Source organism: Streptomyces lunalinharesii, from assembly GCF_039532155.1.
Taxonomy (GTDB): domain Bacteria; phylum Actinomycetota; class Actinomycetes; order Streptomycetales; family Streptomycetaceae; genus Streptomyces; species Streptomyces lunalinharesii.
On record NZ_BAAARK010000055.1, the window covers coordinates 21,584 to 36,326 of the forward strand.

General features: G+C 72.8%; 14 protein-coding genes and 1 tRNA gene. 8 read left to right on the forward strand and 7 right to left on the reverse strand.

Annotation, left to right across the window (positions count from 1 at the left end; genetic code table 11):
* The first annotated feature begins 17 nt into the window (after positions 1–17).
* On the forward strand, positions 18–1,055 hold the full coding sequence (locus tag ABD385_RS37980; protein WP_344584423.1) for an isocitrate lyase/PEP mutase family protein: 1,038 nt from the start codon (positions 18–20) through the stop codon (positions 1,053–1,055).
* 56 nt (positions 1,056–1,111) lie between these two features.
* On the opposite strand, the gene ABD385_RS37985 is transcribed toward ABD385_RS37980, so the two are convergent.
* A complete protein-coding gene (locus tag ABD385_RS37985) occupies positions 1,112–1,396 on the reverse strand; it encodes a hypothetical protein (protein ID WP_344584425.1) in 285 nt (94 codons plus the stop codon).
* Between the two features lie 463 nt (positions 1,397–1,859).
* Between ABD385_RS37985 and ABD385_RS37990 the strand changes: the two genes are divergently transcribed.
* Both ABD385_RS37990 and ABD385_RS37995 read left to right on the forward strand, forming a co-directional pair.
* Entirely contained in the window at positions 1,860–2,483 is a 624-nt protein-coding gene (locus tag ABD385_RS37990) for a hypothetical protein (RefSeq protein WP_344584426.1), read from the forward strand.
* A complete protein-coding gene (locus tag ABD385_RS37995; RefSeq protein WP_344584428.1) occupies positions 2,480–3,844 on the forward strand; it encodes a sensor histidine kinase in 1,365 nt (454 codons plus the stop codon). The genes ABD385_RS37990 and ABD385_RS37995 overlap by 4 nt, the downstream gene beginning before the upstream one ends.
* Before the next feature lie 40 nt (positions 3,845–3,884).
* On the opposite strand, the gene recQ is transcribed toward ABD385_RS37995, so the two are convergent.
* A complete protein-coding gene (recQ, locus tag ABD385_RS38000) occupies positions 3,885–5,972 on the reverse strand; it encodes a DNA helicase RecQ (protein ID WP_425585578.1) in 2,088 nt (695 codons plus the stop codon).
* A 1,106-nt stretch (positions 5,973–7,078) separates the two neighbouring features.
* Entirely contained in the window at positions 7,079–8,689 is a 1,611-nt protein-coding gene (locus ABD385_RS38005; protein ID WP_344584429.1) for a PucR family transcriptional regulator, read from the reverse strand.
* A 190-nt stretch (positions 8,690–8,879) separates the two neighbouring features.
* Here ABD385_RS38005 and ABD385_RS38010 point away from each other — a divergent pair, with 190 nt between their 5' ends.
* The 4 genes from ABD385_RS38010 to ABD385_RS41525 all read left to right on the forward strand — a co-directional run bounded on the left by ABD385_RS38010 (position 8,880) and on the right by ABD385_RS41525 (position 11,629).
* Positions 8,880–10,307 carry a purine-cytosine permease family protein gene (locus ABD385_RS38010; RefSeq protein WP_344584430.1) on the forward strand — a complete coding sequence of 476 codons (1,428 nt, stop codon included), beginning with the start codon at positions 8,880–8,882 and terminating at the stop codon, positions 10,305–10,307.
* Positions 10,304–10,819: a nucleoside deaminase gene (locus ABD385_RS38015; protein ID WP_344584431.1), complete on the forward strand. Its 516-nt coding sequence runs from the start codon at positions 10,304–10,306 to the stop codon at positions 10,817–10,819. The genes ABD385_RS38010 and ABD385_RS38015 overlap by 4 nt, the downstream gene beginning before the upstream one ends.
* Before the next feature lie 132 nt (positions 10,820–10,951).
* On the forward strand, positions 10,952–11,278 hold the full coding sequence (locus ABD385_RS41520; RefSeq protein WP_425585574.1) for a hypothetical protein: 327 nt from the start codon (positions 10,952–10,954) through the stop codon (positions 11,276–11,278).
* 27 nt (positions 11,279–11,305) lie between these two features.
* Positions 11,306–11,629 (forward strand): site-specific integrase, encoded by a 324-nt coding sequence (locus ABD385_RS41525; RefSeq protein ID WP_425585575.1) that lies wholly within the window; start codon positions 11,306–11,308, stop codon positions 11,627–11,629.
* 444 nt (positions 11,630–12,073) lie between these two features.
* Here the strand turns inward: ABD385_RS41525 and ABD385_RS38025 are convergent.
* The 3 genes from ABD385_RS38025 to ABD385_RS38035 all read right to left on the reverse strand — a co-directional run bounded on the left by ABD385_RS38025 (position 12,074) and on the right by ABD385_RS38035 (position 12,678).
* A tRNA-Arg gene (locus ABD385_RS38025) sits at positions 12,074–12,146 on the reverse strand.
* A 74-nt stretch (positions 12,147–12,220) separates the two neighbouring features.
* Positions 12,221–12,517: a hypothetical protein gene (locus tag ABD385_RS38030; RefSeq protein ID WP_344584432.1), complete on the reverse strand. Its 297-nt coding sequence runs from the start codon at positions 12,515–12,517 to the stop codon at positions 12,221–12,223.
* A complete protein-coding gene (locus ABD385_RS38035) occupies positions 12,514–12,678 on the reverse strand; it encodes a hypothetical protein (RefSeq protein WP_344584434.1) in 165 nt (54 codons plus the stop codon). The genes ABD385_RS38030 and ABD385_RS38035 overlap by 4 nt, the downstream gene beginning before the upstream one ends.
* 200 nt (positions 12,679–12,878) lie before the next feature.
* On the opposite strand from ABD385_RS38035, the gene ABD385_RS38040 reads away from it, so the two are divergent.
* Positions 12,879–13,535, forward strand: a complete 657-nt coding sequence (locus tag ABD385_RS38040) for a TetR family transcriptional regulator (RefSeq protein ID WP_344584435.1) — start codon at positions 12,879–12,881, stop codon at positions 13,533–13,535.
* On the opposite strand, the gene ABD385_RS38045 is transcribed toward ABD385_RS38040, so the two are convergent.
* On the reverse strand, positions 13,532–14,743 hold a 1,212-nt coding region (locus ABD385_RS38045; RefSeq protein ID WP_425585576.1), incomplete at its 5' end, for a M6 family metalloprotease domain-containing protein. The two genes, ABD385_RS38040 and ABD385_RS38045, sit on opposite strands and share 4 nt — an antisense overlap.

Genomic DNA, 14,743 nt, shown 5'->3' on the forward strand with positions numbered 1-14,743 from the left:
CGGCCTACGGTGCGCCCATGACCACCGACACGCGCAGCGGCGCGGGCACCGGTGACGCCCGGAGCGCGGGCGACACGCCGGGGACCGTCCCGCACCCCGCCGCCTTCCACGCGCTCCACCACCGCCCCGGCCGCCCCCTCCTGCTCCCCAACGCCTGGGACAGCGCCTCGGCCCTCGCCCTCGCCGCCGCCGGTCACCCGGCGATCGGCACGACCAGCCTGGGCGTCGCGGCCGCGCACGGCCATCCGGACGGCCGGGCGCTGCCCGAGGTCCGGGACGCCACGCTCGCCCTGGCCCGCCGGCTCGCCGGCCGGCTGCCCTGCCCGTACACCGTCGACATCGAGGGCGGTTACGGCACCGGGCCCGATGCCGATTCCGGTCTCGATTCCGGCCTCGATCCCGATTCCGATCCCGGTTTCGCTCAAGTGACATCCCTGGCAGTGGAGTTGGCGGGCTGCGGTGCCGCCGGGATCAACCTGGAGGACGGCCTCCCCGGCGGCAGGGGTCTTCGCGACCCGTCCCGTCAGGCCGAGTTGATCCGCGCGGTGAAGGAGTGCGCACCGGACCTCTTCCTCAACGCCCGCATCGACACCCACTGGTTGGTGGACACCCCGCCGCCGCTGTCGGAGGCGCTCGCCCGGGCCGAGACCTATCTGGCCGCCGGCGCGGACGGCGTCTTCGTGCCGGGCGTCACCGCCGACGCGGACCTCGCGGTGCTCGTCGACGGCATCGCCGCGCCGTTGAACGTGCTGTTCGCTCCCGGCCGGCACACCGTTCGCCGCCTGGCCGACCTGGGCGTCCGCCGCATCAGCACCGGTTCGCTGCTGTTCCGCACGGCCCTGGGCGCGGCCTGCGCGGCCGCGGACGCACTCCGCGCGAGCGGCGAGCGGCCCGGGGACGCACCGGCCCGTGGCGCGGGGGAGCCGCCGGCCTTCGCGGACGCGTTGGCTTACGGGGAGGTGCAGCGTCTGGTCGGGGACGGTGCCTATGGCGGCGACGGCGGCGGCTACGGCGGTGGGGACGGCCGGGGCGCGGGGGAGTGCGGGGAGGGGTAGGGCGTCGTTTGCGGCGCCCCGGGCGGCGGGGCCGGTCGGGGCGGGCGCCGGGGTGGTTACCGGGACCGGTCCGCGGGCTCGCTGCGCCGCCGCTGCACCGCGAAGCCCACGCTCAGCGCGCCCAGCGCGGCCGCGCCGCCGAGGAGGCCGGCCTTCGGCAGGTGCCCGGCCTTCTCCGCGAGGCCGGCCAGCCCGTCGTCCGGCAGCATGATCGACGTCCGGGTCTCCGTCGGCGCGATCGAGTCGGCGGCGAACGCGGCGCCCGCGGGCAGCAACAGGACGGCCAGCGCACCGGTCGCAACGGTGGCGGTACGGATCGCGGAACGGCGCTGACCACGCATGGCTACTCCTTGACGGGGGCGGCCGGCGGCTGCCCTAGGGACGCGGTATCGAGTGATCACGCTACGGAGGGTCCATAACGGCGATCCGTACGTTGTGTAACAGTCAGCCCCACCTCTGCTGTCAGTCCTGTGACGAAGCGATCGGGGCCGGCGTCGTGCCGGGGAATCGCTTACGGGCCGGGCCGGGCCAGACCGGGCCGGGCTCGGCCGGGCCAGCCCAGCGCTCCGACGCTCCGGCGCTCCGGCGCGCCGCCCCGGGGCGAGCCGCCGCCGGAACGGTCGTCCCGAAGATTCCCCACCCCGGCACCTTGGGTAGCTTGGTCAGGCTATGTCCGCATTTCGTGCCGCAGGGAGCGCACCGGTCGGTCACGCCCGTACCCCGGTGCCCGTTCCTCCTGCCCGCGTGCGCCCCGCCTTGCCGCGGACGCAGTGGGCAGGGCGGTGGCCCGTTCCCCGTGCCGGCGTGCGCCCCCTCGCCCTCGCCGCCGTCCTGCTCCTGGCCCTCCTCGCCGGGTGCGCCAGCCCCGAGGGCCTCAAGGACGAGGGGCGGGCGCGGCAGGTCACCGCGCCGCTGGACCTCTGGCCGCGGAACTCGCCCGCCCCGTTGCGCGAGAACGAGAACCCGGCCGCCCTCAAGCCGCTCCCCGAGCTCCCCCGCATCCCGAGCGGCGACATGGGACACGCCGATCCGCTCGCCGTCCTCGACGCGGACTTCGCCGCCTCCGGGGCCGCCCCGCCCGCGCCCGGCTCCGTGCGCCGCCCGGAACTGCACGACCTCACCGACGACGGCAAACCCGACCTGATCGCCGTCGTCGACGTCGACCGCCGCACCAGCGAACTGCGCGTCTACACCGTCCGGAAGACGGTGGTCACCCGGATCCTCGCGCTGCGCGGCGTACTGGCCGGCGTCGAGCTCGCGGCCGGCCACCTGGCGATCCGCGAGCCCACCAAGGACCCGCGCTACGTCAGCGTCACCGACTACGTCTGGGACGGGAACTCGATGGGCCTGTGGGACCTCACCCTCGACCTGGCCCGCAAGCCCAAACCCACCTCGTCCGGCGCCACCCCGGCGCAGGGTCCGCCGTGACGCGCCCCCGCCCGGGCGGCCCGGGCAGTCCGCCGGGCCGGCGCCCGTCGGGTCTCCTGCGCTGGCGTCCGGCGGTCTCCCTGCGTTGGAAGATCTCGCTGACCGTGACGGCGGTGTGCTGCGCGGTCGCCGCCGTCCTCGGGGCGCTCGTGCACAACGCGGTCGCCCGCCAGACCGTCGGTCAGGTCCGCAAGGAGACCCGCGCGGACCTCGACACCGCACTGGACCTCTTCGAGTACGGCACCTCCCGCGAAGGCATCAACTCCGTCCTCGATCCCCCTGAACTCCCCTCTGAGCTACGGGAGTTGGTGCACCGTGGGCGGCGCGGCAGCATGGTCGGCAGCTACCGCGGCCAGCCCGTCATGTGGGCCGCGGCGCCCGCCGACGACCAGATCATGGCCGTCTGGTCGCCCTACGGGAACACCCGCTGGAGCCTGGACAAGTTCGACACCGCGATCCTCGGTTCGGCCGTCCTCGCCGCCGCGGCCGTCGCCGCGGCCGGACTCTTCCTGGCCCGGCACATCAGCCGCCGGCTGTCCACCACGGCGGCCGTCGCCCGCCGGATCAGTGCCGGCGACCTGGACGCCAGGGTCGACGAATCCGCAGGTCAGCGGCGCCGCGACGGGGCGGAGCAGGACGAGGTGGCGGCCGTCGCGGCGGCCCTGGACTCCATGGCCGCCTCCCTACAGAGCCGCCTACAGGCCGAACAGCGCTTCACCGCCGACGTCGCCCACGAACTGCGCACCCCGCTCACCGGCATCCTCGCCTCCGCCGAACTCCTCCCCGAGGGCCGCCCCAAGGAGATGATCAACGACCGACTGCGCGCCCTGCACCGGCTCACCGAGGACCTGCTGGAGATCTCCCGCCTGGACTCCGGCACCGAGCGCGCCGACCTCGCCGCGTACGAACTCGGCCCGCTGGTGCTGCGCTCCGTGCGCGCCACCGGCCTCGACGCCGAGGTGCGGATCCGCGCCGACACGGTCGTCGAAACGGACCGGCGCCGCCTGGACCGCGTCCTCGCCAACCTCGTCCTCAACGCCCACCGGCACGGCCGGCCCCCGGTCACGGTCACCGTCGACGCGCCGCCCGACGGCACGCCGACCATCTCCGTGCGCGACCACGGTCCCGGCTTTCCCGCCGACCTGCTCCACCACGGGCCGCAGCGCTTCCGCACGGACGTCCCCGGCCGGGGACGGGGCCACGGCCTCGGCCTGACCATCGCCGTCGGGCAGGCCGCCGTCCTCGGCATCGACCTGCACTTCGGCAACGCCCCCGACGGCGGCGCCCGCGCCCTCCTGACGTTCCCGCCGCAGCCCCCGACGGAGGGGCCCGGCCACCCGGGCGGCCGGGCGCCGGCTTAGCCGGGCCGGCCGCCGCCTGCCGCAGCCCGCCGGCCCCGCCTCACCAATCGATGTCGTCCGGCGGCTCCGGCAGCGCCTCGCCCTCCTCGAACGCCGATGCCGGCGCGGCACCGGCCGCGGCCGCACCGCTCGCACCGGCCGCGGTCGTACGGGTGGTGGTCGTACGGGTGGTGGTCGCACCGGCCGATGCGCCGGCCGGAGCCGCCACACCGGGCCCGGCAGCGCCCGGCGTGGCCGCTCCCGCAACTCCCGCAACTCCCGCTGCTTCGGCCGAGGCCGGCCCGCCGGCCAGCACCTCCAGGATCTGCTCTCCGTACTTGGCGAGCTTGTTCTCACCGACTCCGGTGAGCGTGCCCAGCTCGGCGAGGCTCGTCGGCCGTGCCATCGCGATCTCCCGCAGCGTCGCGTCATGGAAGATCACGTACGCCGGGACGCCCTGCTCCTTGGCCGCGGCACCGCGCCAGCCGCGCAGCACCTCGAAGACCGGCAGCGCCTCCTCCGGCAGGTCCACCGGCGCCCGCTTGCCCTTGGACTTCGCCTTGGCCGCCCGCGCCGCCTTCTCCGGCTCCCGCCGCATCGGCACCTGGCGCTGCCCGCGCAACACCTCACCGCTGGAGTCGGTGAGCACCAGCGTGCCGTAGTCCCCTTCCACGGCCAGCAGCCCCTGGGCGAGCAACTGCCGCACCACGCCCCGCCAGTCGGCCTCGCGCAGGTCCTCCCCGATCCCGAAGACGCTCAGCCCGTCGTGGTCGAACTGGATGACCTTGGCGGTCTTGCGGCCGAGCAGGATGTCGATGATCTGCCCCGCCCCGAACTTCTGCCCCCGCTCCCGCTTCAGCCGCACCACCGTCGACAGCAGCTTCTGCGCCGACACCGTCCCGTCCCAGGTCTGCGGCGGCGTGAGGCACGTGTCGCAGTTGCCGCACGGACCGCTCTCCTGGTCGAAGTACGCCAGCAGCCGCACCCGACGGCACTCCACCGTCTCGCACATCGCCAGCATCGCGTCCAGATGGGCGGCGAGGCGGCGCCGGTGCGCGTCGTCGCCCTCCGACCCGTCGATCATCTTCCGCTGCTGCACCACGTCCTGCAGCCCGTACGCCAGCCAGGCCGTCGACGGCTGGCCGTCACGCCCGGCGCGGCCGGTCTCCTGGTAGTACCCCTCGACCGACTTCGGCAGGTCCAGGTGGGCCACGAACCGCACGTCGGGCTTGTCGATGCCCATCCCGAACGCGATGGTGGCGACCACGACCAGACCGTCCTCGCGCAGGAACCGCGATTGGTTCGCCGCCCGCACCCGGGCGTCCAGTCCTGCGTGGTAGGGCACCGCTGCGATCCCGTTGTCCACCAGGAACTGGGCGGTCTTCTCCACCGAGGCGCGGGACAGGCAGTACACGATCCCCGCGTCCCCGGCGTGCTCGCTGCGCAGCAGCTCCAGCAGCTGCCGCTTGGGCTCACTCTTGGCTGCGATCCGGTACTGGATGTTGGGCCGGTCGAAGCTCGCCACGAAGTGCCGGGCCCCGTCCATCCGCAGCCGGGACGTGATCTCCTCGTGCGTCGCCTTCGTCGCCGTCGCGGTCAGGGCGATCCGCGGCACGTCCGGCCAGCGGTCGTGCAGCATCGACAGCATCAGGTAGTCGGGCCGGAAGTCGTGGCCCCACTGCGCCACGCAGTGCGCCTCGTCGATGGCGAAGAGCGAGATCTTCCCCCGGTCCAGCAACTGCACGGTCTGCTCGACCCGCAGCCGCTCCGGCGCCAGGTACAGCAGGTCCAGCTCGCCGGCGAGGAACTCGGCCTCGACCAGCCGACGCTCCTCGAAGTCCTGCGTCGAATTGAGGAACCCGGCCCGCACCCCCAGCGCCCGCAGCGCGTCGACCTGGTCCTGCATCAACGCGATCAGCGGCGAGATGACCACCCCGACGCCCGGCCGCACCAGCGAGGGGATCTGGTAGCACAGCGACTTCCCCCCACCCGTGGGCATCAGGACGACGGCGTCCCCGCCCCCTATCACCTGCTCGATGATCTCCTCTTGATCCCCGCGGAACGCGTCGTACCCGAAGACCCGGCGCAGCGTCTGCACCGCCTCGCCCGCCTCGCCCGCCTCCGGGCCACCTGCCACGTCCACGTCCACGTCGCCTTCCACGCCCACGACCACTCCCACGTCCGCCGGAACCACTCCGAAAGCGTACGAGCTTCGCCCCACCCGCCGCCGACCCTGTGGACAACTCCACCCGCGCCCCGCCGCCCGTCCCCCGCCCCCGCCCGCCCCAGACCCGTCCCCCACCCCGACCGTATGGGAAATCCCACCGTCCGCCGTCCCGCCCCCTGCCACACTGATCGCCATGACGGGCGCGGCAGCGAACGACGACGACTCACGACGCACAGCGCCCGGCCGGTGACCGTCCCCACCCTCGACGACCCCGGAGCTCGCGCGCTCCTCGTCCACCACGTGGGCGAGGAGCGGCTGACCGCCGAGCCGGCGGCCGCGTCGGAGATCCGGCGGTGGTGCGTCGGTCCTGGCCGCCCCGCACCCCGCCCCCTTCGCGCCGGACACCCCGCCGCCGGTTGCCGACCGCAGCCGCTCACGGACGACACCCAGGTGTGGTCCTGGTCCGACGCCGAACGGGCCAACGTCATGGCCGTCCCACACCTGGCGGCGGGGAGCCCTGACACCCCAAGGCATGGCGTCTGCCCTGGACGCCCACCACGTTCCAACCTCTGGGACGGACTCACCGCCTGGAAGCGGATGCGCCGCACCGGAGTGCAGGCCGCCCAGATGCCCGAAGCTCACGCCGGTCCACGGGTGCGCCGCCACGGCCACGACGAACGGCACCGTGGCCGCGAGGTCCCGGTAGTAGCTCACCTTGGCGTCGATGATCTCGGGCAAACGACTGTCGTCGACGGGACCGGCGCACGGACGGGGAACAACGGCATGAGGCGGCCGCATCGAGGACGAGAGCGGTGCTTCCGTCGCGGCGCCGACCGGTCCAGTCCGGCGTGACCGGCTTCCGGCCCGGCCGCCCCGCTCCTCGTCGTAGACCGGCTCCAGCCCCGCGCCACGGAGCGCCTGCCCGGCCGCGAGTTCGGTGAGGCGCGGCCAGTACTCCTGCCCGTCCGCTAAGAGGTCGGCAAGCGGCCCGACCCTGCCCTCCGGCAGGAACGACAACTGCGCGGCGTGGTCACATGAGGGGTTCGGAGAGCGAGGTGGCTCCCACATGGCTCCCAGGGGGCCATGGCTCATGTGGGCCGGTCGCCGGTGAGGGCGCAGGCGAGGTAGAGGTCGACGCGGTCGCCGGCGTGGGAGAGGTCACGACCGGTGAGTTGTTCGATGCGGCCGATGCGGTAGTGCAGGGTGCTGACGTGGATGTGGAGGTGGGCCGCGGTGCTGCGCCAGGCGCCGTTGTGTTCCAGGAAGGCGGTGAGGGTGGGGAGCAGTTCGGAGTTGTGGGCGTGGTCGTAGTCCTCCAGCGGGGCCAGGAGGCGCCGTCGGAAGGTGCGGCGGATCTCGGCCGGGACGCCGGCGAGGAGCAGGAGGTGGGAGTCGAGGTCGCGGGCGGTGACCAGGGCGAGGCGTTGCGGGCGCAGTTCGGCGAGGCGGGCCGCGTGCCGGGCCTCGTCCAGGGCGCGTGCGAGGTCTGCGGGGTTGGGGACGGGTTCGCTGAGACCGAAGGCGATCCGGCCTCCCTTGGCGGTGTCCTCCAGTGCGCCGAGCCGTTCGCGGAGCAGGCGGGCGACGGCGAGGTCGTCGGTGATCTCGTCGCCGAGTGCGACAAGGGCGGTGAGGCCGGCGCTGTGGCCCGCGACGACCGTCCGCGCCCGGAGGTCGTGGTCCAGGGTGCTCTCGACGAGATCGGCGGCGAGGTCCCAGGGACGCAGGGCGCCCTTGCTGGTGGCGGTCAGGACGACGAAGGGGCCGGCGGCGGCGAGGCCGGCGGCGCGCAGCCGGGGTACGAGGGCCGAGGCGGGGGCGCCTGACTCGATCAGCGTGATGAGGTCGGCGAAGAAGTGCTGTTCGGTGCGGCGCCGCTCATCGCGGCGTGCTCCGCCCAGGGCCAGCAGTTCGGCGGTCTGGGTGGCGGTGTCCAGGTCCTCCTCGGCGGTGAGTTCGCCCTCGACGACGAGGTGGCCGCCGCCGCTGCCGCGGCGGCCGATCGGCAGGACCGTGCAGGGCTTGCGGCTGTCGTCGGTGCCGGTGCCGGTGTCGGTGCCCGTGCCGGTGTCGTGGGGGCCGAGGGGCAGCACGGCGGGCAGCCGGTCGGCGGTGAGCGCGGCGGCGCTCAGGGCGGCGCGGGCCGTCGGCGGCAGCGCATCCGAAGGCCCGGCGAGCAGCCGGCCCGCGGTGGACAGGACCCAGCATGCGCGGCCCAGCTCGGTGGCGAGCATGGCGGTGAGCCCGCCCAGGTCGGCGCCGTCGATGAGGGCCTGGACGAGGCGGCGGTGCCGGCCGAGGATCTCGCCGAGCTGCAGGCCGCGTTCGCGGTTGATCCGGTCGATGACGCTGCGCGACAACGCGCTGTAGGAGATCTCCGGCGGCGCCGCGAGCAGCGGCAGACCGTGCCGGGCGCAGGCGTGGGCCAGGGCGGGCGGGACTTCGCCGAGCAGGAGGTCGCCGGCGACCACGGCGGCCGCACCGCCCGCCACGAGCGAGGCGGCGAAGACCTCGCAGTCGGCGGAGTCCCGGTACCAGCCCTCGCTGGTCAGGACGAGTTCGCCGCCGGTCAGGAACGGTTCGGGCTCCAGCAGGTCGGTGGTGTAGACCCAGCGCAGCTCGCGGCCGAGCGCGTCGGCGTCGCCGCTGAGCAGGTCGAGCCGCAGGTCCGGCATGTCCAGCAGATCCGCCACGTTCATGCGCTGCCTCTCCGTTCGGTTCAGACGATCGTAGGAGGCCGGGTCGATTTACGGCCATGCTTTCGCACACTCGTAGCCTGCCCCGGCCCTTGTTTCCGCTGGTCTACTTCCAGTGCTGCAGCAATCCCACCCACTGCCCGGAGGCTTCATCCGGACAGCCTGAATCCGATGATCGATGGAATGGGGCTTCATGGCCCAGCACGGACGCATCACCCGTACCATCCGCGCCGCCACCGAGGTCGAGACGTCCGGGGTCGAACCGATCCCTGAGTCCGAACGCACCGGAGGCACCGGCGCCTCGTTCACCCTCTGGTTCAGCTCCAACGTCCAGTTCTCCAGCCTCAGCAGCGGTCTGCTCGCCACCGCCGCATTCGGACTGGGATGGCTGCAGGCAGTCGTGGCCATCGCCCTCGGCAGCGCGATCGGCGCCGCCGCGATCGGCATCATGTCCACCTTCGGCCCCCGGGCCGGCGTGGGACTGCTCGTCCAGTCCCGCATCCCGCTCGGCCGCTACGGCAGCGCCGTGCCCTCGGTGCTGGTCTTCTTCAAGGCATGTGCCTGGTTCGCCGTGAACTCGGTGCTCGGCTCCTTCGCCCTGCAGTCCCTGCTCGGGACCGGATTCGGCCTGGCCTTCAGCATCGTGACCGTCAGTCAGGTCGTCATCGCGCTGCTCGGCTACGGCTTCATCCACCTGGTGCAGAAGGCGATGGCGATCGTCCTGCCGCTGCTGTTCATCGGCGTCTCCGTCTACGGCTTCGCCAAGAGCCACCTGGACTCGACGTTCGACGCGGACAAGGCCGGTTCGCTCGGCTTCGCGGGAGCGTTCGCGCTGACCGTCGCCGTCCAGGCCGCACGCTCGCTGAGCTTCTCCTCCTACTCGGCGGACTACACCCGCTACATGCCGCGTGACACACCCCCGGGCAGACTCTTCCGCAACGCCTTCGGCGGGGCACTGCTCGGCTCGGTGTGGATCGCCAGCCTGGGCGCGGCCATCGGCACACTCGCCTTCGTCGGCACCCCCACCGACCTCGTCAACAACGTCCTGCCGTCCGCCCTCGGGGCACTCACCATGCTCGCGCTGGGCATCTCGACCATCACCTCCTCCTGCCTGGACTGCTACTCCGGCGCGATGGCCTGGCTGGTGGTCGGGGTCAAGATGGCCCGCTGGCAGGCCGTCCTGGTGGTCGGCGCGATCGGATCCGCGATCGGCTGGGCGGCCGGGCAGGGCGACTACTGGGAGTCCTTCCAGAACTTCCTCATCCTGCTCGGCAACTGGATCGCCCCCTGGATCGCCGTCATGCTCGTCCACCGCTACTTCGCCCCCGCCCCCGCGGACGGCAAGCCGCCCCGCTTCGGCGCGGGCTTCGCGTCCTGGCTGCTCGGCATCGCCGCGGCGATCCCGTTCATGAGCCAGCCCGGCGTGTTCACCGGCCCTCTCGCCGACCACTACCCGGCCCTCGGCCCCTACGCCGCGGCCGTCGCCTTCACGACCGCCGGGCTCATCCATCTCCTGCTCGTCCGCATCACGCGCACGAGCAGGCCCCTCAACTCCCCTTCACCCACTGACTCACCCACTGACTCACCCACTGATTCACCCACTGAGGAGATCCCCGCATGACCACCGTCCAGGCCACAGCCGAGACCCCCTCTGTCGCCGCCACCGCCGCCGACCTCGCGCACCTGCGCACCGCCGTCACCGTCGCCCAGCGCTCCCGCGACGGCGGCAACCACCCCTTCGGCGCCCTCCTGACCGGCCCCGACGGCACCGTCCTGCTCCAGGCGGAGAACACCGTCACCACCAACAGCGACGCCACCGGCCACGCCGAGACCAACCTCGTCCGCCTGTCCACCCAGAAGTACGACGCGGACTTCCTGCGCACCTGCACCCTCTACACCAGCACCGAGCCGTGTGCGATGTGCTCCGGCGCCATCTACTGGGGCAACATCGGCCGCGTCGTCTACGCCCTCGGCGAGGACGAACTCCTCGCCATGACCGGCGCCAACGAGGAGAACCCCACCATGGCCCTGCCCTGCCGCGAAGTCTTCAAGGCCGGCCAGCGCGACCTCCCGGTGATCGGCCCCGTCGACCTGCCCGAGGCCCGCGAAGTCCACCACGGCTTCTGGAACTGACCCGCACGCCCACCCCGGCTCCCCGCCGGCCGCCTGCCCGGGAGTTTCTGACAACTCCCGGGCGGGCGGACCCCGTGCCACCGCACAATAAGCGGGATCTCATCCGTGATCGCTGGTGTTCGGTCCTGCCGGGTGGTGCTGTTCTTGCAGGTCAATGCCACCCGGCCGGACGCTTGGTCCGGCCTTCGGCGCCTCGTGTTCCGCCGTCCGCTCACCTGGAAGGGGCGCGAACACCGCTCTCACCGCAAGGTGTTGAAGGCCGCCATCGCCGAGATGGAGCCCTACCGTCGCATCGTGGGGCCGGCCACGCGCCAGCGCATCCGTTCCACTCTGCGAGCCGCACTCAACGCCGCGATCGCGCAGCAGCTGATCACCTTCAACCCGGCCGCGCATGTCGAGTTGGAGGCGGGCAAGCGCCCCAAGGCGCTGGTGCGGACCGAGGAGCGCATCCTTCGCTGAAAGCGCACCGGCGAGAAGCCCTCGCCCGTGATGGTCTGGACGCCGGAACACACCGGCCGCTTCCTCGACCACGTCGCGGAGCACCGCTTGTACGCGCTCTGGCACCTGATCGCCTTCCGCGGGCTCCGGCGAGGCGAGGCGTGCGGGCAAAGGTGGACCGACACCCACCTCGACGACGGCCGCCCCACCGTCGCCAAGCAACTCGTCGTGGACGGCTGGGAGGTCTACGAGGACGACCCCAAGACCGATGCCGGCGCGCGCACCATCGCGCTCGACTCGGACACGGTCCGAGCCCTCAAACGGCACCCCGCCCAGCAGGGCAACGCCCGCGAGGAGTGGGGCAGCGCCTAGGCGGAGACCGGACGGGTCTTCACCCAGGAGAACGGCGAGCTGCTCCATCCCGCCAACGTCCCCCGACGCCTCGTCGAACTGTGCGAAGAGATCGACCTCCGGCCGATCTGAAGGCAATTCAGGAGCTGTTCGGCCACTCCTCCCTCACGATCACCGCGGACACGTGCACGAGCTGCTCCCCGAGACGGATCGGGCGATCGCCGAGGCCGCGGCCCGGCTCGTGCCGCGCGCACGCGCTGCCTCCGGGGATGCGGTGTATCCACTGGGGGCGGAAGCCCACCCGGAGGCCGTGCCGAATGGTGCTGATGCGTCGGGTGGGGGATCGGGGCTTGGCGCTCCGTCCGCTCACGCACCGCTCACGCAAACGGCCCCGGACGAGGAGTCCGAGGCCGAATAAAGCGCGCTCCTAGGGGAGAAGCCCCAGGTCAGAGCGGTAATGCAGGGTGCCCCCGGCAGGATTCGAACCTGCGACACCCGCTTTAGGAGAGCGGTGCTCTATCCCCTGAGCTACGGAGGCGGGGATCGGGGTGAGCCGATCCGGCGATAAGCGTAGCGGATGGTGGGTTGGGGGCGGGGGGGTGGCGGGGTGGGTCAGCCGAGGTGCCAGCTGAGGGTGCCGTCGGTGGCGGTGAGGGCGGCCAGGAGGAGGAGGTCGGCGGCGCCGAGGGTGAGGCCCAGGAGGGCGCGGCCGCGGCGGGTGGTGCCGCGGGTGAGGGCGAGGGTGGCGAGGACCAGGGCGCAGGGGCCCAGGACGACGTTGAGGACCAGGGTGCCCACGAGGCCGAGGACGAAGGAGGCGACGGCCATGCCGTCGGCCTGGGGGGAGCGTCGGGGGGTGGTTCGCTGCGCCGGGGTCGTGGTGTTGCCCGTGGTGGTGAGGATGGTCATCGGGGGGTCCCCTCGGTGTGGCGGCGGCGTTCGCGCAGGGAGAAGACGAGCAGCCAGACGGCGATGACCGCGGCGGCGACGAGGGTGACCGGGACGGGGAGGTGCGCCGCGGTGCCCAGCGCGATCCCCATCAGGAGGAGGGCTGCGACGAGGAAGAGCATGGTCTGCCTTTCCGGGGTCGGTTCCGGCTCGCGGGCGGTCCGGTGTGGGGTCCGCGGTGGAGCCGGCCGAACGGTTCGGGGTCGAGGGGTCAGGGATCTCAGGACTCTCGGAAGTTGAGAGGACAGTTGTTCACTGACTTCTTCAGTGTACGACCGGGGGAGGGTGGCCCGCCTCGGAGAACGGTTGTTTACTGGATGACATGAGTCACAGTGTGGGTGGAGTCCGTCAGGCGCAGAAGCGGAAGACCCGTCAGGCGCTGCTGGACGCGGCGCTCGGGCTGCTGGAGGAGCAGAGCCTGAGCAGCCTCGGGCTGCGCGAGGTGACCCGGGTGGTGGGGGTCGCCCCGACCGCGTTCTACCGGCACTTCCGGGACCTGGGGGAGTTGGGCGTCGCGCTCGTCGAGGAGGCACTGGGCAGCCTGCACGTGATGGTGCGCGCGATCCTCGCCGAACAGGACGCGGCGGAGGAGCGGATAGACCGCACGATCGCGGTCGTCGAGCGGCACGTGCGCGAACACCCCGCGCACGTGCGGTTCGTGGCCCGCGAGCGGCGGGGCGGGGTGCGGGCGGTGCGGCACGCCATCGCCGGGGAGCTGGACCGGTTCGCGGAGGAGGTCGCCGCGGCGCTCAAGACCCAGCCGGTGTCGGCCGGTTGGCGGGACGAGGACGTGCGGATGCTGGCCGAGCTGTACGTCGACCGGCTGGTGACGACGGCCGCGGAACTGCTCGATGCCCGGGAGGAGGGCGGCGAGGAGGCGGCCGGGCGGGTGGTGTGGCGCGCCCGGCGGCAGTTGAGGTTGATCAGCCTCGGGCGGCGGCATTGGGGGGAGGAAGGGCGCGCGTCCCACGAGGGTTAGCGGTGGGCGGGGGTGGTGCGGATGCGGTAGGTGCCGTCGGTGTTCTCGGTGAGGACGGTGACGGTGACGCCGCTGGTGCGGTCGGTGAAGGTCTCGCCGGGGCGGAAGGGGGCGTCCGTCAGGTCCGCCTCGACGTAGCGGGCGTCGGTGTAGCAGCCGCGGCTGTGCGGGGTGGCGTCGACGACGTGGAGGGGGGCGCGACCGGTGGGGACCTTGGTGTCCACGTGGTAGACGAGGACGCCGGGGCGGCAGACGATCGGGTCCAGGAGGCCGCTGGCTCGGGCCTCGACGACGAAGGTGGTGTGCGGCCCCGTCGGAATGACGACGATCTTGGTGCCGCCGGGGGTGGAGATCGGCGTGAGGACGTGTTCGGTGGGTCTTCCGCCGGCCGGTGTGCAGTGCACCTGGCCGGGGGCGAGCCACCCCATCTTCCACTTGTGCCAACCCAGGAAGTCGTTGGTCGGCCCCCAGTCCTCGTCCATCGGGTCCCAGTGCCCCACCGGCGTCGAACCGCTCCGCCCGTCGGTGTAGTAGAGGTCCGGTAGGCCGAAGGAGTGGGCGTTCTCGTGGTTGAGGACGCGGAAGGCGCTCAGGCCGGTCTGTCGGCTCCAGATGAACGAGACGTTCCGGAACGGCGCCCCGCGGCTGCTCTTGAGGCCGAGGTCGGCGCCGCTGAAGGTGACCGACAGGACCGTGTGGGTGGCGGCCGGGCCGGCGTTGGGGGACGCGATCACGTTGACGATGTCGTAGTTGCGAAAGTCCACGAACGGGTCGACGGCGTGCACGAGTTCGCGGGAGAGGGCGTGGTAGCCGCGGTCCGAGGACGGGTCGAAGCTGGCGCCGCGGGTGATGCCGTAGGCCGCCAGGGGGTGTGACATGCGGATCCAGCGGAAGAGCGGTTTGGGGACGTAGGAGAGCCGCCCGTAGGAGCTGGTGCGGAAGTAGTCGGTGACGGCCGGGAAGAACTCGGCGAAGCGGGCCATCGGGGAGAGGGCGGCGGGGGCGTCCGGGAAGTCCACGAACAGGGTGAGGGCCCGGACGGTGCCGGTGGCGTGCGAGAAGTCGGCGGGGGTAAGGGCGGATTCCGAGACGTCGTCGCTGATGCCGGGGAGCGCGCAGGGGCCGGTGGGGCGTGCGCCGGGAGGAATGGCGGCGGGGGCGCCAGGGGGGATCGGAGGGATCGGAGGGATCGGAGGAGTTGGCGGGTG